15 protein-coding genes and 1 pseudogene are annotated in these 16,371 nt (G+C 39.0%); 14 read left to right on the top strand and 2 right to left on the bottom strand.

All coding sequences use genetic code 11. From position 1 onward, the window contains the following. The first annotated feature begins 151 nt into the window (after nt 1-151). The 7 genes from KQI83_RS06775 to KQI83_RS06745 all read left to right on the top strand — a co-directional run bounded on the left by KQI83_RS06775 (nt 152) and on the right by KQI83_RS06745 (nt 6,837). Nucleotides 152-622 carry a zinc ribbon domain-containing protein gene (locus tag KQI83_RS06775; RefSeq protein WP_216555841.1) on the top strand — a complete coding sequence of 157 codons (471 nt, stop codon included), beginning with the start codon at nt 152-154 and terminating at the stop codon, nt 620-622. 47 nt (nt 623-669) lie between these two features. Next, the gene (locus KQI83_RS06770) at nt 670-1,086 is read left to right on the top strand and encodes a hypothetical protein (protein ID WP_216555838.1); all 417 of its coding nucleotides are present in this window, start codon (nt 670-672) and stop codon (nt 1,084-1,086) included. A gap of 267 nt (nt 1,087-1,353) precedes the next feature. Further along, nucleotides 1,354-1,755, top strand: coding sequence for a YbaN family protein (locus KQI83_RS06765; protein WP_216555835.1), 402 nt, complete (start codon nt 1,354-1,356; stop codon nt 1,753-1,755). Between the two features lie 5 nt (nt 1,756-1,760). Then, nucleotides 1,761-2,108, top strand: a complete 348-nt coding sequence (locus KQI83_RS06760) for a nitrous oxide-stimulated promoter family protein (RefSeq protein ID WP_216555832.1) — start codon at nt 1,761-1,763, stop codon at nt 2,106-2,108. Then, nucleotides 2,098-3,840: an ABC transporter ATP-binding protein/permease gene (locus KQI83_RS06755; protein WP_216555829.1), complete on the top strand. Its 1,743-nt coding sequence runs from the start codon at nt 2,098-2,100 to the stop codon at nt 3,838-3,840. Before KQI83_RS06760 ends, KQI83_RS06755 begins: the two co-directional genes overlap by 11 nt. A 4-nt stretch (nt 3,841-3,844) precedes the next feature. Continuing rightward, nucleotides 3,845-5,518, top strand: a complete 1,674-nt coding sequence (locus KQI83_RS06750; protein WP_216556143.1) for an amino acid ABC transporter ATP-binding/permease protein — start codon at nt 3,845-3,847, stop codon at nt 5,516-5,518. A 164-nt stretch (nt 5,519-5,682) separates the two neighbouring features. Beyond that, complete coding sequence (locus KQI83_RS06745) at nt 5,683-6,837, top strand: InlB B-repeat-containing protein (protein WP_216555826.1); 1,155 nt, start codon at nt 5,683-5,685, stop codon at nt 6,835-6,837. Nucleotides 6,838-6,862: 25 nt separating this feature from the next. On the opposite strand, the gene KQI83_RS06740 is transcribed toward KQI83_RS06745, so the two are convergent. Then, nucleotides 6,863-7,660 carry a LacI family DNA-binding transcriptional regulator gene (locus tag KQI83_RS06740; protein ID WP_216555823.1) on the bottom strand — a complete coding sequence of 266 codons (798 nt, stop codon included), beginning with the start codon at nt 7,658-7,660 and terminating at the stop codon, nt 6,863-6,865. Nucleotides 7,661-7,754: 94 nt separating this feature from the next. Between KQI83_RS06740 and KQI83_RS06735 the strand changes: the two genes are divergently transcribed. The 6 genes from KQI83_RS06735 to KQI83_RS06710 all read left to right on the top strand — a co-directional run bounded on the left by KQI83_RS06735 (nt 7,755) and on the right by KQI83_RS06710 (nt 15,405). Then, entirely contained in the window at nt 7,755-9,434 is a 1,680-nt protein-coding gene (locus KQI83_RS06735) for a glycoside hydrolase family 13 protein (protein WP_216555820.1), read from the top strand. Nucleotides 9,435-9,456: 22 nt separating this feature from the next. Further along, complete coding sequence (locus tag KQI83_RS06730; protein ID WP_216555818.1) at nt 9,457-10,914, top strand: sugar ABC transporter substrate-binding protein; 1,458 nt, start codon at nt 9,457-9,459, stop codon at nt 10,912-10,914. Between the two features lie 14 nt (nt 10,915-10,928). Continuing rightward, the gene (locus tag KQI83_RS06725) at nt 10,929-12,227 is read left to right on the top strand and encodes a carbohydrate ABC transporter permease (protein ID WP_216555815.1); all 1,299 of its coding nucleotides are present in this window, start codon (nt 10,929-10,931) and stop codon (nt 12,225-12,227) included. Beyond that, on the top strand, nt 12,224-13,063 hold the full coding sequence (locus KQI83_RS06720; protein WP_216555812.1) for a sugar ABC transporter permease: 840 nt from the start codon (nt 12,224-12,226) through the stop codon (nt 13,061-13,063). Before KQI83_RS06725 ends, KQI83_RS06720 begins: the two co-directional genes overlap by 4 nt. A gap of 118 nt (nt 13,064-13,181) precedes the next feature. After that, nucleotides 13,182-14,870 carry a methyl-accepting chemotaxis protein gene (locus KQI83_RS06715; RefSeq protein ID WP_253295535.1) on the top strand — a complete coding sequence of 563 codons (1,689 nt, stop codon included), beginning with the start codon at nt 13,182-13,184 and terminating at the stop codon, nt 14,868-14,870. A 103-nt stretch (nt 14,871-14,973) separates the two neighbouring features. Further along, complete coding sequence (locus tag KQI83_RS06710; RefSeq protein WP_216555807.1) at nt 14,974-15,405, top strand: MarR family winged helix-turn-helix transcriptional regulator; 432 nt, start codon at nt 14,974-14,976, stop codon at nt 15,403-15,405. On the opposite strand, the pseudogene KQI83_RS17300 reads toward KQI83_RS06710, so the two are convergent. Next, nucleotides 15,400-15,712, bottom strand: a pseudogene (locus KQI83_RS17300) (transposase); the annotation flags it as partial. The gene KQI83_RS06710 and the pseudogene KQI83_RS17300 overlap by 6 nt on opposite strands. Nucleotides 15,713-15,842: 130 nt before the next feature. Here KQI83_RS17300 and KQI83_RS06695 point away from each other — a divergent pair. After that, nucleotides 15,843-16,142, top strand: coding sequence for an aldo/keto reductase (locus KQI83_RS06695; protein WP_330622322.1), 300 nt, complete (start codon nt 15,843-15,845; stop codon nt 16,140-16,142). Nucleotides 16,143-16,371: the final 229 nt, after the last annotated feature.

Here is a 16,371-nt window from a genome sequence, read left to right as displayed (position 1 = left end):
AGTTTGAAGTAGATACAACTATTGATTTAGTATTTTAGAAGACATAGTATCAGGGTTCTCATAGTTGACAATAGATTGGAAATAATTGTATAATATTTTTCAGTGAGTGTTGTTATAATTATAGTAAGTTTGTAAAATGGAGGAATCAATAATGGCATTTTTAGATGATTTTGGAAAAAAGATATCACAGGCAAGCCAGTCTACTTTGCAGAAGACAAGAGAAATGGCGGATGTAGCAAAATTAAATATGCAGATTACCGACGAAGAAAAGAGAATTAATGATACATATCTTGAAATTGGAAAGAAATATGTAGAATTACATGCAGCGGATAGTGAAGAAGCAATGTCCGGTATGGTACAGGCAATTGCAGATAGCAATAAGAAAATTCAGGATTTAAAGGCACAGATACAGATAATCAAAGGTGTAGTACGTTGTGAGAATTGTGGCGCAGAAGTAGCAAAAGAATCTGCTTTCTGTCCATCTTGCGGAAATAAGATGCCGGAAATCGTACAGCCAGTAGTAGAGCAGCCGGTAGCAGAAGCTAAGAAATGTGCAAATTGCGGAGCAACATTAGATAATGGTGCGCTGTTTTGTTCTGAGTGTGGAACAAAGGTAGAGTAGTTTACAGTATATGTAAAAATATTTTTTAATAAACGAGGAGGATGGTTATGCAAAAGACCAAATTAGGAGTTTCAGTAGGATTATTAGGAGCAGCGGCATATTTCAGCGCAGCATTCGGAGGATATGTAGCAATGTTTATCGTTGCCGGATATATCTTATTATTTGAGGAAAATGAATGGCTTAAGAAAGTAGCTGTAAAAGCAGTTGCATTAATGATTACAGTAGGTGTGATTATTACTACAATCGGATTAATTCCGGACGTACTTAGCTGGTTAACTAATTTCTTAGCTGTATTTAATGTATATTTTTCAACAGGAACGATTGGTTCATTTTTCAATTCTATTACCAATGCAATTGATATTATTAGAACCGTGTTCTTCTTAATCTTAGGTGTTAAGGCATTAAATCAGGGAACAGTAACAGTTCCGGTTGTTGATAACTTAATCAACAAATATATGGCATAATTGGTGTTTTCAAACCACAGATAATAACGAAAAGAAGTTGTTGAGATAGTCTCAATGGCTTCTTTTTTTTATGCAATAGGAAATTAAGAAAAAATGGACAAAACAGTGGAAATTTTTTTAAGAAAATCCAATTAGTGGAAAAAGTAAAAGGAACTGTTGAGAGAGATTCTCAATAGCTCCTTTTTGCTTGCAGGCATATGGGGATTCGTGTATTCTCTATTTTGAGTTAGCAATTTCTAACTCATAAAGAGAAAAGCGAGGTACAATATGAAAAAAATAATAAGTGGAGTTTGTGTGGCGTTGGGGTTCATTTCCCTTGGACTTGGAATACTTGGAGTTATTCTTCCGATTTTGCCAACGACCCCATTTCTTTTACTTGCAGCAGCACTTTTCGCCAGAGGGTCTGTGCGGTTTCATCAGTGGTTTACAGGAACAAAGCTGTATAAAAAATACATAGAAAATACCGTGAAGAAGAAGGAAATGACCGTAAAAGCGAAAGTATCTGTATTAACCCCCATTTCGTTATTGTTATTGATAGGATTTATTATGTCTCCGGTTTGGTATGCGAAAGCAATTATTGCAGTGGTGGCAGTATTTCATTATTATTACTTTTTGTTCCGTATCAAAACAGTGGAAGAACCAGACTTCCCAGAGGGCTGTGAGGATTAGGTGATATGGATATCAAGGAAAAACGAGAGAAAGAAAAAGAAATGTTAGGGCTGATGGTGCAGGTCTATTGTAGGGGAAAGCATAAGCAGAAAAAGGGATTATGTCCACAATGTGAGGAGTTACGGGATTACGCCTGGGTGCGTACCGACAAATGTCCGTTTATGGAGACAAAAACCTTTTGCAGTGCCTGTAAGGTGCACTGTTATGCACCTAAAATGCAGGAGAAGGTAAGAGAAGTTATGCACTATGCCGGTCCTAGAATGTTATGGTATCATCCCTGGGCTGCCATAAAACATATAAAAGTTACCATACAGAATAAAAGGAAAGAAAAGAGGAACGGTCATGTTTCATAAGAGGTTATTACAGGAATTTCGAGACAACAACAAGTATGTAGTGGGGATGGTTATAACGCAATGGGTGATGCTGTTGGCAAATGTTTGTTTGATGTTTGAAACAGCAAAATTTGTTTCTGCCATGGTGGGCGGAGAACCTTTGCAAAACCATGGAATTACGTTACTGGCAGTGCTTGGAGTGGTAGTTTTGGTAAGAGGAGGAATGTCTTATCTTAATAGTCGTTATTCCTTTCAGGCATCTAAAGTGGTAAAAGAACGACTTCGTACCTTGGTGTATGAAAAGTTAATGCGTTTAGGCAGCAGTTATCGAAAAGAATTTCAGACCTCCGAGGTAGTACAGATTAGCACTGAAGGGGTAGAGCAGTTAGAGATATATTTTGGAAAATATGTGCCCCAGTTTTTTTATAGTATGTTGGCACCGATTACCCTATTTATAATCGTGGGCACCATGAATCTAAAGGTTGCCGTAGTGCTTTTGGTGTGTGTACCTTTGATTCCGGTTTCCATTGTGGCAGTACAGAAATTTGCCAAGAAAATGCTGACAAAGTATTGGGGAACTTACACAGAGTTAGGGGATTCCTTCTTGGAATGTTTGCAGGGGCTTACTACGTTAAAAATTTATCAGGCAGATGAGCGTTATGCCAAAAAGATGGATGAAGAATCCGAGAAGTTTCGAAAAGTTACCATGCGTGTGTTAATTATGCAGCTAAATTCTATCAGCATCATGGACTTGGTAGCCTATGGCGGAGCAGCGGCAGGAATTATCTTAAGCATTTTAGAATATAAAAGCCATGGAATTGATTTGGCACAGTGCTTTTTCATTATTATGATTTCGGCAGAATTTTTCCTTCCCCTTCGATTATTGGGCTCCTTTTTTCATATTGCCATGAATGGAAATGCAGCAGCAGATAAAATATTTCGGTTAATTGATTTAGAGGAAGAACCGGTAAAAGAAGCAGTAAATGTTATAAGCGAGGAAAAAGGTATTTCCCTGGAAAAAGTCGTTTTTTCCTATGAACCGGGGGAAACAATTTTACAAGATATTACCGTAGAGGCAAAGCGGGGATTGACCGCGTTGGTAGGAGAATCCGGATGTGGGAAGAGTACCATTACAGCCTTAATTATGGGAGAACAAAAGCCACAGCAGGGAAGGATTCAAATCGGTGGAGTGGAGCAATCACAGATTTCCTCAGAAAATTTACGAAAAAGAATCACCAGAATCCGTCATGACAGTTATTTGTTTGCGGGAACTATTCGGGAGAATCTGAAAATGGGAAAAGAAGATGCTACGGAAGAAGAGATGTGTGTAGCGCTAAAACAAGTAAATCTACTGGAATTTGTAACAGAAAACGGTGGGCTGGACTATGTACTCTTGGAAAAGGCATCGAACCTCTCCGGAGGGCAGAAGCAACGTCTTGCATTAGCAAGGGCATTGCTGCATAATAGCGAGATTTATATTTTCGATGAAGCAACCTCCAATGTGGATGTGGAAAGTGAAAATGACATTATGGAAGTGGTAAAAGAGCTGGCAAAGACAAAAACAGTGCTCTTGATTTCCCATCGACTTGCTAATGTGGTAGCGGCAGACCGAATCTATGTGTTAAAAGAGGGAAAAGTCATAGAACAGGGACAGCATGAGGAGCTTTACCGACAGCAGGGGTATTATCAAAAGCTGTTTCAACAGCAAAGTGACTTGGAGCAGTTCGGAAAGGAGGCGGCAGTTCGTGGATAAGAAAATGGTAAATATAGAGAAACAGCGAAGTGCAATAGGTGTCATGTTAGGACTGATTGGTATGATAAAGCCTTTGCTTGGAATTATGTTTATAGCAATTCTTATGGGATGTATCGGGAATCTTATGGCAACGTTTATTACGGTGTTAGGTGGCGTTGGAGTCAGCAGTCTGCTGGGATATTTTCCAAATATATCATTAAAGGTGGTTTTTGGTATTATCATTGTGTGTGCGGTACTGCGTGGTATTTTGCGTTATACCGAACAGGCAAGCAACCACTATATTGCATTTAAATTGTTAGCACGAATTCGTCATCAGGTGTTTGCTTCTTTGCGCAATCTGGCTCCGGCAAAATTAGACGGAAGAGAAAAGGGAAACCTTATTTCCATTATTACCAGTGATATTGAGCTTTTGGAAGTGTTTTATGCTCACACAATTTCTCCAATTGCCATTGCAGTTATTACATCCCTTGTAATGAGTTTTTTTATCGGTCATTATCAGGCTGGATTGGGAATTTTGGCAGCGGTATGTTATGTCATTGTAGGAGCGGTGATTCCTATTATAAACGGAAGAGCCGGACAAGCCTACGGACAGGAGTATCGTAGTATTTATGGAAAACTGAATACCCCGGTATTAGATAATCTGTATGGTTTAGACGAGATTTTGCAGTACCAAAAACAGCAGGAACGTGAAAAGAAAATGGAAGGGTTTACCCGGCAGTTAGAGCAGGTAAATCATACGTTAAAAAAGAAGGAGTCCATACAGCGTATCAGTACCGATACGGTTATACTGCTGGCAGGAATTTTGATGATGGTATGTAGCGGGGCAATGGCAGAACGAGGCAGCATTACACTGGGAGAAGCCATTGTGTGTACCATTGCCATGATGAGTTCTTTCGGACCTGTGGCAGCCTTATCCACCTTATCCAATAACCTGAATCAGACCCTGGCAAGTGGAAATCGTGTATTGAATCTTTTAGAAGAAGAACCAATGGTAGAGGATGTCCACAGTCAAGTGGAATTGCCAACAGGGGATATGTGTACGCAACAGGTTTCTTTTGCGTATCATGTGGAAAACCATCCTTCCGAAAAGGCGCAGATTTTAAAAGATTTTTCCATTCATATAAAAAGAGGAACCATTCACGGAATCTTAGGAAAAAGCGGTTGTGGAAAGTCTACATTGTTAAAATTATTTATGCGATTCTATGAAACAGACAGCGGTAAGGTGCTGTATGGGAAGGAAAATGTGAATGATATAGATACCAAAAGGCTAAGAGAGGGGATTTCTTATGTGACGCAGGAGACATTTTTGTTTGAAGATACCATTGAGAATAATATCAAAGTGGCAAAGGCAGATGCCACTAGAGAAGAAGTGGTGGAGGCAGCAAAAAAAGCATCTATTCACGAATTTATTTCTTCCTTGCCACAGGGGTATGATACGAAATTGCGTGAACCGGGAAATTCTGTTTCCGGTGGAGAACGCCAGAGAATTGGGATTGCCCGTGCATTTTTACATGATGCGGATATCATATTGTTAGACGAGCCAACCAGCAATATTGACAGTTTGAATGAGGGAATCATTTTAAAGAGCCTGTTAGAAGAAAAGAAAGATAAGACCATTGTACTGGTGTCCCATCGCAAATCTACTATGGGAATTGCAGACGAAATGACACAAATGTAGTGGAAAAATTATCCAAAACACTCTTGACATATTGCATTTCCAGTGATACATTTATATTAAGTTAAACGGTTAAGCAAACGTGCAAATTGTGCAGTTTGCTTAAAATTTACCGTCATGCTTAAACGATTAACCAGTCAAAATAAAAGGAAAGGCAGAGGAGAAGGATGAAGAGAAAAAGTTTAATGATTGTGTTGGCAGCAACCTTAGCGCTGTCCATGGGGGCAATGGGATGTGGAAACAAGGACACAGGAAGCAATGGAACCAAACAGGAGGAGTCAAAAGAGGATACCTTTACAGTGACCTTTTATGATTCAGACGGCAAGACAGAGTTAAAGACAGAAAAAGTAAAGAACGGAGAGTGCGTAACAGAATATGAACCGGAAAAAGACGGAGAGATTTTTGTGGGATGGTTTGCAACACCGCAGATGACACATCGATTTGATTTTTCCACTCCGGTTACCAGTGATATGAATATTTTCGGAGGATTTGTAACCTATCAGGAAGATACCAGAGGATTTGCAATTTTAGGAAGTGGAAAGAGCCGGGTATTAATGGAATCTAACTGGGGAAATATCATTGGAGATGCCCAGAAAATGACAAAGGAAGACGAGAGTGATGCCAACTGCTACACCATTACCGTAGACCTGGCAGAAGGAGATGAGTTCCAGTTTGCAGTAGATACTTCTACCGGTTCTTCTTGGAAAAACCAGCGTGGATATGGATATTTGGATACCATTTCAAAGGATGGAAAAGACTATTTTGCCAACTCCGGCGGATTGGGAGACACCAGTACAAAGCGTTCTAACATCAAGTGTGCTATCGCAGGAAATTATACGTTTACCTTGACTACCTATCCGGGAGAGGATACTTACGAAACAGATAATTCCAATTATACAGAGGATAACAAAGAAGCATTTAACATCAATCCATATGATGTAATTACATGGACTTATAACGGGGAAAGCACCGCAGACAATGGAGCAACCCAGACAGATTATTACATTAAGGGAGCAAAAATTACCGGATGGGAAGATGTATATTCCGATGAAACAAAGTTCAAAGAAGAAAATGGAATTTATACATTGACGGTAGACTTAGAAGAGGGAGACGAGTTTATGTTTACCTCTCTGGTAACAGTAGGGGATACCAGTGGTGTAGGAACAGAATATATTCGTTACACCAATATTCCGGTAGAGGATATGGAAAGCCAGTCTTTTGTAACAGGTACCGATAGTGCCAACTTAGTAGCAAGTCAGACAGGAACTTATACCTTTACCTATGATCCAGCTACAAAAATCTTAACCGTAAGCTGTCAGTAGTGTAAGAAATATTACACGGTAGGTCTTATGCAAACAAATCGTGTTTCTCAATAGGAATACGCTTGATGGCGTTTTCCATACAGGATAGCAGAACTTCTGCTTTTTCTGTGGTAAGAGTTGGCAGGTAGTAGACAGTTGGGTGGTTCTTGAGACAATCATACAAAGTCTGTTCTATCACCAGAATATTACGATCAGAAAGAGCAGAAAGATCTGCAAAATCCTTAACATAGACAATATGTTCAAAAAGTGGCTGTAAGTATTCCTTCCGTTCCTGATTAGGAGTATCTAACAGACAAAGCGTGTAAGGATTGTCATGAAAATGTTTTTTTGCCTGTTGTGCAATTTTTTCATAATCAGAATTGATTTGGAAAAACAGCGGGTCATTAATCATACAGTCCAAAGCAATCAACGGAGCAAAGTTATTGTCACCGATTTGTCTGAAATATTCGGAAGAAATATCGTAACACAAAATAGCATCTGCATGGTCAAATTTGTCCTTGTAGGTGTCACTTAAATAAATCAAATCATAGTTCTTTTCGTGGAGAAAAGAAGCTAGAAAATTAATAAAATGCAGTTGTTCTGCGTTTTTCAAAGTAGAAAAATCAGGAGATACATAAAGAGCAGCCATACCGCTTCTGTTCGTGGCAAGAGCCTTGGCAGATTGGTTGGGGGTGTAGCCTAACAGGTTGATTACCTGCAATACTTTTTTGCGGGTTTTGTCGCTGATACGTTTGTCACTTCTTTCGTTGATGACGTAGGAAACAGTGGCAACAGAAACTCCCGCTTCTCTGGCTACGTCTTTGATGGTAATGTTGTTTTTCATAATCAATTTGCTCCTTTTACTCCTGAGTTGTAATTTTGTTATATAGAATTTTGGAAAATTTGTCAACTAAAAAGTACAGGAAAGGAAAAAAGACATGAACGAATATGCAATGTTGCATATCCCAGATTCCCGTTACTGCTTTGCAACCGGAGAAAAGGAGCTGGTGCTTCGACTTCGGATGTCAAAAGAGGACGAAAAAGCAAAGGTTTTTCTGATTTATGCACAGAAGTATGATTTTACTTTTTGTCGGAAAAAACAACCGATGGAAATAAAATACAGCGATAAACTTTATAATTACTATGAAATCAAAATGCAGCTTACCGATGTGAGGTTTGCTTATATTTTTCAGATAGAAGAGGGAGGAGATACCTGGTATTTCAGTGAAGACGGTGTAACAAAAGAATATCGTTTTGAAGAAGGGTTTTACAATTTCTTCCAAATGCCCTATATTAATAAAAACGATGTAATGCATACCGTAGACTGGATGCGGAGTGCAGTATTCTATCAGATATTTGTAGAACGTTTTTATAAGGGGAATGAAAAAAAGGATACCAATTACATCAACATGAAGTGGGATGAGTTACCGACACCCAAAAGTTTTGCCGGGGGAGATTTGGCAGGCATCATGAAAAAAATGGACTATCTAAAAGAACTTGGTATTAATGCCTTGTATCTTACACCGGTATTTCGTTCCATTTCCAATCACAAGTATGACACCATTGATTACTTTACGGTTGATCCACAGTTTGGAACAAAGGAAGAGTTAAGACAGTTGGTAAAGTTGGCACACGACAACGGCATTCGTGTAGTACTGGATGCGGTATTTAATCATTGCAGTATGTATATGCAGCAATTTCAGGATGTGATGGAGAAGGGAAAAAATTCCCGGTATTATGATTGGTTTTTGATAGAAGGGGATGTGCCGGATCCGGAAAAAATGAATTACGAATGTTTTGCAGCATGTAATTATATGCCAAAACTCAATACATCCAACGAAGAGGTACAGGAATTTTTGTTAGGGGTTGCAGTGTACTGGATTCGGGAAGTGGATATTGACGGATGGCGCTTGGATGTGTCGGATGAGGTATCCCATGATTTTTGGCGAAGATTCCGTAAGGCAGTGAAAAAACAGAAACCGGATAGTGTTATCATTGGAGAAAACTGGCACGATGCTTATGCTTATCTTATGGGAGATCAATACGACAGCATTATGAATTATGCATTTACCAAGGCATGTCTGGATTATTTTGCCAAAGGTGTTTTTTCTGCAAAAGAAATGGCAGAGAAATTAAATGCAAATCTGATGCGAAATATGGAACAGGTAAATCGTATGATGTTAAATTTATTGGATTCTCACGATACGCATCGATTTTTCAGTGAGGTGAATAAGGATAAGGACAAGATGCTTGCAGCGATTGCACTGGAAATGGTATTTGAGGGAGCTCCGTGTCTTTACTACGGGACAGAGCTTTGCATGGAAGGGGGATATGATCCGGATTCACGAAGAGGATTTCCATGGAATCAAGAGTCTTGGGATATGGACTTCTTAGAAACCGTAAAAGAGTTGATTCATATTCGTAAGCAACCGGTAGTTCAGTATGGGGAGATTCAGATTACCGAGGAGAAGGAAATGCTTCGGGTAGAACGAAATGGTGAACAAAATAGGATTATACTTCGAATCAATATGACAGAAAAAAAGGACATTCCAAAGCAGGCAGAAGAAGTGGTGCTTTGTGAAGGAAATAGATTTTTAATTACTTTAATGGAGAATTAAAGGGGAAAGGATTGAGGCAAAGATGAAAAGAAAAAGTGCATTGTTTTTAGCAGTAGTAATGGGAATTTCCCTGTTGACAGGTTGTGGAGGAACATCTGAAAGTAAGACAGATGCCAAGTCCGGACAAGGAACAAATGGTGTGTTTACCGGAGAATTAGAGAAGAATGTAACAATTCGGGTACTGGAAAATGATACGGCAATTTCTAAGGGATATTTTGATGAGCTGATAAATGCCTTTAACGAGGAATATAAGGATAAAGGAATTACAGCTGTAGATGCAAATATGGATCAGTATTTAGATCTTGCTAATGATGGACCTTATGGTTACGGACCGGACGTATTGTATCAGGCAAATGATGTGATTATGCAGTACGCAGAAGGAAAACATATTTATCCGCTTCCGGTGGAATCCATGGAGTGCTATAAAGAGATTCCGAAGACTGCATGGGATGCCTATAAGACAGAAGTAGATGGCAATACTTATTACTGCGGTGTTCCAATCAATGTGCAGACAGCAATGCTTTATTATCGTACCGACTTGTTACCGGAAGACTGGCAGACCACATGGGATAAAGATGGCAATCAGGTGCCGGATATGGTAGAAAACTGGAACGATATGTATGCCTATTCGTTACAAAGACATCAGGAAGATGCGTCCAAATACGGATATATGAAAGCCATCTATGATGTATATTTTTCCAGTGGATTTCTGTTTTCTTATGGAGGATATGTATTCGGAGATAACAATACCAATCCGGAAGATATTGGATTTTCCAAGGGAGAAGCAGAGAAGGGAGCATGGGTGCTGTCTCAGCTAGCTTCTGCCATGAACGAAGAATGTATTGATGATACTATTAATACCAATGCATATGGTAAGTTAGCAGACGGAACATATTTTGCAACAATTTCTACCCCGGATGTGTATTCTACCTTTTTAGATGAATTGGTAATGGAGTATGAAAAAGAGGGATTGTCCACGGAAGAAGCAAACACAAAGGCACAAGAAAATCTGGTAATGACTACGGTGCCAAAATTACCGAAAAGTGGAGATTTGTCAGAAGAAAATCCAGAATTAATAGATGCAAAGACGATGGGGGGTGTAAATGGATATGCAGTGAGTGCTTATACCAAGGCACCAAATGCCAGCCTTGCTTTTGTGGAATTTGCGGCAAGTTACGACATGCAGGTAAAACGAAGTGAAATGTTGGGAGTGGCACCGGCAAGAGAAGATGCTGCTGAGCAGGTTGGAGGAGTATCCCAGTTATTGTATCAGAACTTGGAAAAAGGAACCATCGTTCTTATGCCATCCATTCAGGAAGTAGCGCAGATATGGACTCCGGCACAGACGTTTTTCACGGATATTGCCAAAGATGCATTTCGTAGTGAAAGTGAGAAAAAATATCCGGATATAACCTCTATGAAAGCCGGATTAGAGTCAGTAGATAAGCAGATTCACGATGCAATCTTTACGTTGAAGTAAGGAGAGAGGAAGAAATGAAAGAACGAATAAAAAACAGTAGTGGGAAAACAAGACTCTCCATGCTAGTGATGGGGGCAGGACAGCTTGCCTATGGTAGAATCGGAAAGGGATTGTTATTCCTGCTGGCAGAGATTAGTATTTTATATTATTTTATCAGCCGTGGTTTCGGAGACATAAAGGGATTTTTTACTCTGGGAGAGCAAAAAGGCGATGCCTGGCTTGGAATTCAGGGGGATAACTCCGTTGTAATGCTTTTGATGGGAATTTTTGCATGGATTGTATTGGCGGCACTGATATGTCTATACCGTTGGAATGTAAAAGATGCCTGCCATATGCAGGAACTTCAACAGCAGGGCAAGCCACTGCCTACGTTTCGGCAGGAACTTTCCAATCTGGTAGATAAAAAATTTTATGTAACGGTGTTAGTACTTCCTGTAATCGGAGTATGTGTGTTTAATATTCTTCCCATTATCTTTATGATTTTGATTGCATTTACCAACTATGGTGGAAATATTGTACCGCCGGAATTGGTAGACTGGGTAGGATTACAAAACTTTTCCAAATTATTGACGTTGTCACAGTTTGCCCCTACGTTTTTCAAGATTTTGGGTTGGAACCTTTTGTGGGCAGTGTTGTCCACTGCGTTAAATTATTTTGCAGGTCTTGGGCTTGCATTGTTATTGGAAAAAGAGTGCGTAAAAGGAAAGGCATTCTGGAGAGCATTTCCGGTACTTGCGTATGCCATTCCGGGATTTATTACATTGTTAGCTTTTAAGTTTATGTTTTCTTATGGAGGTCCTATTAATCAGTTAATTACCGCAAGTGGCGGAACTGCCATTGGTTTCTTGGATTTGGATGCAAAATGGACTGCGAGAATCATAGGACTTTTGGTAAATTGCTGGATTAGTGTTCCATCTATTATGCTTCTTGCAACGGGGATTTTATCTAATCGAGATACTTCTTTGTATGAAGCAGCAAAAATTGATGGAGCAGGACGTTGGAAGCAATTCCAGAAGCTGACACTTCCCTTTGTATTGTTTTCCACTATGCCGGTGCTAATCAGTCAGTTTATTGGAAACTTTAATAACTTTGGAATTTTCTATTTCTTACGAGGTGGACTGTATCTGGACGGATATTTCCTTGCCAGCGATACAGACCTGTTAATTAACTGGCTGTATAATTTGTCCATCGATAATAACTATTACTGCATCGGTGCAGCGATTAGTTTGGTGATTTTTATTATTACCTCTGTGATTTCACTGATTGTATATGTGAAGTCACCATCTTATCGAGAGGAGGACACCTTCCAATGAGAAAAAAATGGAAAACTGGAAGAGTGGTGGATACCACAGTTACTTACATATTGCTGATAATAGTGGCATTTATTTTCTTTTTCCCATGCCTGTGGCTGATATTGGCATCTTTTTCAAAGTCGGGAACCATTTATTCCTTTGACGGATTTTTCCCAAAGGAGTACAGTTTTGCAAGTTTTGAAAAATTATTTACAGATACTTCCTTATATAACTACCCGCAATGGTTTTTTAATACATTATTTGTAGCGGCAGGAAGTTGTGTACTGGGTACATTTCTAACTATACTGACAGCATATACCATGTCCAGATTTGAATTTAAGGCAAGAAAGCCTATTATGAAAACAACGATGGTACTTGGAATGTTTCCGTCTTTTATGGGAATGATTGCAGTCTATTTGTTAATGACACAGTTTAATCTTATCAATCACTTATGGGGACTGATTTTGATTTACAGTGCAGGAGCACCTATGGGGTATCTCACCCAGAAGGGATTTTTTGATACCATTCCAAAGGCAATTGACGAGGCGGCAAGAATTGATGGGGCTACCAATTTGCAGGTATTTACCAAGATTAATCTGCCACTTTCCAAACCTATGATAGTCTATACGGCATTGACTTCATTTACCTGGCCGTGGAGTGACTTTATTTTGCCAAAACTGTTATTAAAAGAAAAGAATCTTTACACAGTGGCAGTAGGGTTAATGAGTCTTGACGAGACAGAGTTTGCAAGGTTTGCGGCAGGAAGTGTATTTATTGCGGTGCCGATTGTAATTTTGTATTTTTGTCTGGTAAAAAATATGGTAAATGGAATGGCTGCCGGAGCGGTAAAAGGATAAAAATATTATACATAATTTAGCAAATATTATATATTGACGTGTATATAGCCAGATGCTATCATTTTTAGTACTAAAGTACGATAAATGGAAATGGTGAATGCAGGGAGGCAGAACACGGATGAGTAAATTAAAAGCAAAGTTGCAAAAGATGAAGCTGGGAAAAAAGATTGGCTATGGGTATACCATTGTAATCAGATTAATGGTTATGTCTGGAATACTTAGTATTATTGGATTAACAACATTAGCAATAAAGTTTAATGGATATGTAACAGGAGCCCAGCAGGCTGATTTAGCGGTAAAAGAAAGTATTATAGATATTACTACTGCAGCACGAAGTATTCGAGAGATGGCATTAAATGATGATAAAAGCCAGTATGATACTTATAAGAAAAATGTAGAAGAAGAGCTTTCTGATGCAGGAGTACAGCTAAAAAGTTTAAAAAAGACAAAGATGATAGACGATGGTTTGTATAATAAATATGTAAAGGCATTAAATGATTGGGGTACCGTTGGTTATGGCATTATTGAGCAAATAGAAAATGGTGATGTTGATGGAGCAACAGAACAGATTCTGACTGTGTGTACGCCGGCATTAAATGATTTGATGGCTTTAGCAGATCAAATGGATGATATTACGGATAAGGAAACAACAAATGCTGTTGTGACAAGTAGAGTAATTGCCATTGTTGATGTAATTATAGTTATTGGATTTATCATTTTTGCAAGTATCGTAGCCAAGAATGTAGGTGGACTTATTACTTCTTTAATTATTGAACCACTTCATGATATTGAGGATGTGGCGGCAGAACTTGCAAAGGGCAATCTGCAGAGTGAGCTAAAGTATCATTCGGATGATGAGATTGGAAATCTAGCCCATAGCTTGCGCAAATCTACGACAATATTATCTTCTTATGTAGGAGATATTTCAAGAGCAATGAAGGAGTTTTCTAATGGCAATTTTGATATACAGCCGGAGGTAGAATGGAAGGGAGATTTTGAAGAGATTTTAGCATCTTTTATGAGCTTCGAAAAGAGTATGTCAGAATTGGTAAAAGGGCTGCAAGGAGTGGCGAATGAAGTGTCAGATGGTTCAGGTCAGGTAGCAGCAAGCTCGAATGATCTTGCGCAAGGAGCAACAGATCAGGCGGCAGCAACGGAGGAGCTTACAGCATCCTTAGCAAGTGTTTCCGAACGAGTAGCCCAGAACGCAGAAAATGCCAAGGAAATTAGTAAAAAGGTTGAAACGCTTGGGGAAGAAATTGTAAATAGTAATGGTAAGATGGCAGAGATGGTTTCTTCCATGGGAGAAATCAGTAATTCTTCACAAGAAATCAGCAAAATTATTGCAACCATCAATGAAATAGCATCACAGACGAATTTACTAGCACTAAATGCATCCATTGAAGCAGCCAGAGCCGGAGAAGCAGGAAAAGGATTTGCAGTTGTTGCAGATCAGGTGTCATTGTTAGCGGCACAAAGTTCGGAGGCAGCAAAAGAATCATCAGCACTAATTGAATCCTCTGTGAAGGCAGTTGAAAAAGGAATGGTTATTGCAGATGAAACTGCAAAGCAGTTAGGTGATGTAGTTGAAAATTCTAAAAATATTGTGCAGAATGTAAATGAAATTGCAGAAGTCTTAGATTCACAGGCTGTAGCAATTGAACAGGTAGATCAGGGTGTAGAACAGATTAACGATGTAGTACAAACTAATTCAGCATCTTCGCAACAGTGTGCAGCCGCTAGCCAGGAAATGAGTAGTCAGGCAGAAAATTTGAAAGAGTTAATTTCAAAGATAACTGTAGTTTAGAAAATGTAAGGAGCTTCTATTGGAAAAACGTAGAAGCTCTTTACATTTTCTTTTTTTTGACTTAAAATAGTTAGGAACCGAAGCGATAAAAGGAGAAATGAAAATGGAAACAGGAAAAATGATTAATCGAATTTCCAATCGTCTGCGCAGACGTTCCAGAGAGGTACAGGAGTCTATTGGAATTAGTGGAGCACAGGGAAATATTTTGAATTATATTTTAGTAGAGTCTGTAAATCACTCTGTTTATCAAAAGGAAATAGAAGCAGAGTTTGGGTTACGCCCCTCTACGGCAACAGAAGCACTGAAAGCTCTTGAAGGACAAGGGTTAATTTGTCGAGAGGCAGAGCCTCATGATGCACGTTATAAAAAAATTGTATTTACGTCTAAGGCACAAGATATTAAAACCGTTTTGCGAAAGGAAATTGAAGAATCTGAGAATTTGTTGCTGAAGGGGATAACAGAAGAGGAAAAAGGAGAGTTTCTGCGCATTGCGGAAAAAATGCTTGAAAACTTAGATACGATGCAAAAGAAGTAAAGTAAATAGGTAATTGCGAAACAAGTTTGCAATCTTGATTGAAAACAAAGTATAGTTGAAATGAGTCTTTGCGCGCCAAAGCCCAGAGAGAGCTGCCAATACCACCTTCAGAAACGAGACAGTGAATATGTGGATTCCATTTCAAGTCACGACCGAAAGTATGAAGGACGAGGATGAATCCGGGAGTGAAATTTTCGGATTTATTGTCTTTAAAGAACAAGCGAAAAATAACACTTTGAACAGCTTTGAAGAGAAGAGAAAGAAGATTTCTATCTTCGAGAAAGAAATGTCTGAGTTGGGATATAATTACGGTTCCGGCAATCAGGAGCGATTTATTGCGATAGAACGATTCACTAAGAAATGTTGCCTGATTGTGGGAATTCTTGCAGCTGCGTTATTTTTTGTATTGAGAGAACCGATTATCCAGATGTTTATTAATGACAAGGATGGAAGAACAGGATATACATATTGTAAAGCGTGTTCAGGAGCTGGCAGAAAAACATCAGTGTAAAATGTCTCAGATTGCCATAGCATGGCAATGGGCAAAGGGCGTAGCCGCACCCATTATCGGAGCAACTAAGGCGCAATACTTAGATGATGCAGCAGGGGCTTTGCGGGTACAGCTTACACCGGGAGAAGTTGCATACTTGGAAGAAATGTATGTGCCACATCCCATTGTAGGCGCAATTGATAAGAATCCGGAGCAGGGAGTTGTGCTGTTGGATGAGAAAAAGTAGGGATTAAATTAAATATTTTAGTCTTCAAAATTGTTCATATGAAAAGGGGATATCGCTATACGAAAATTTATTCGTATAAGCGACAGCCTGAGGCTTGACAATAAAAGAGTAAATATTTACAATAAAAAGAATTTGAGGGAAGAATTAGATAGGGAAAAGTAAGGGAACATCCGGTTCTGCAATTCAGCAGACTGCTAATTCGGTAATTAATTCCAGAAAACATAAAAAT

Origin of the sequence: Roseburia sp. MSJ-14 (assembly GCF_018918225.1) — a bacterium.
Classification (GTDB): domain Bacteria; phylum Bacillota; class Clostridia; order Lachnospirales; family Lachnospiraceae; genus Petralouisia.
This window is presented reverse-complemented; position numbering and strand designations above follow the sequence as displayed.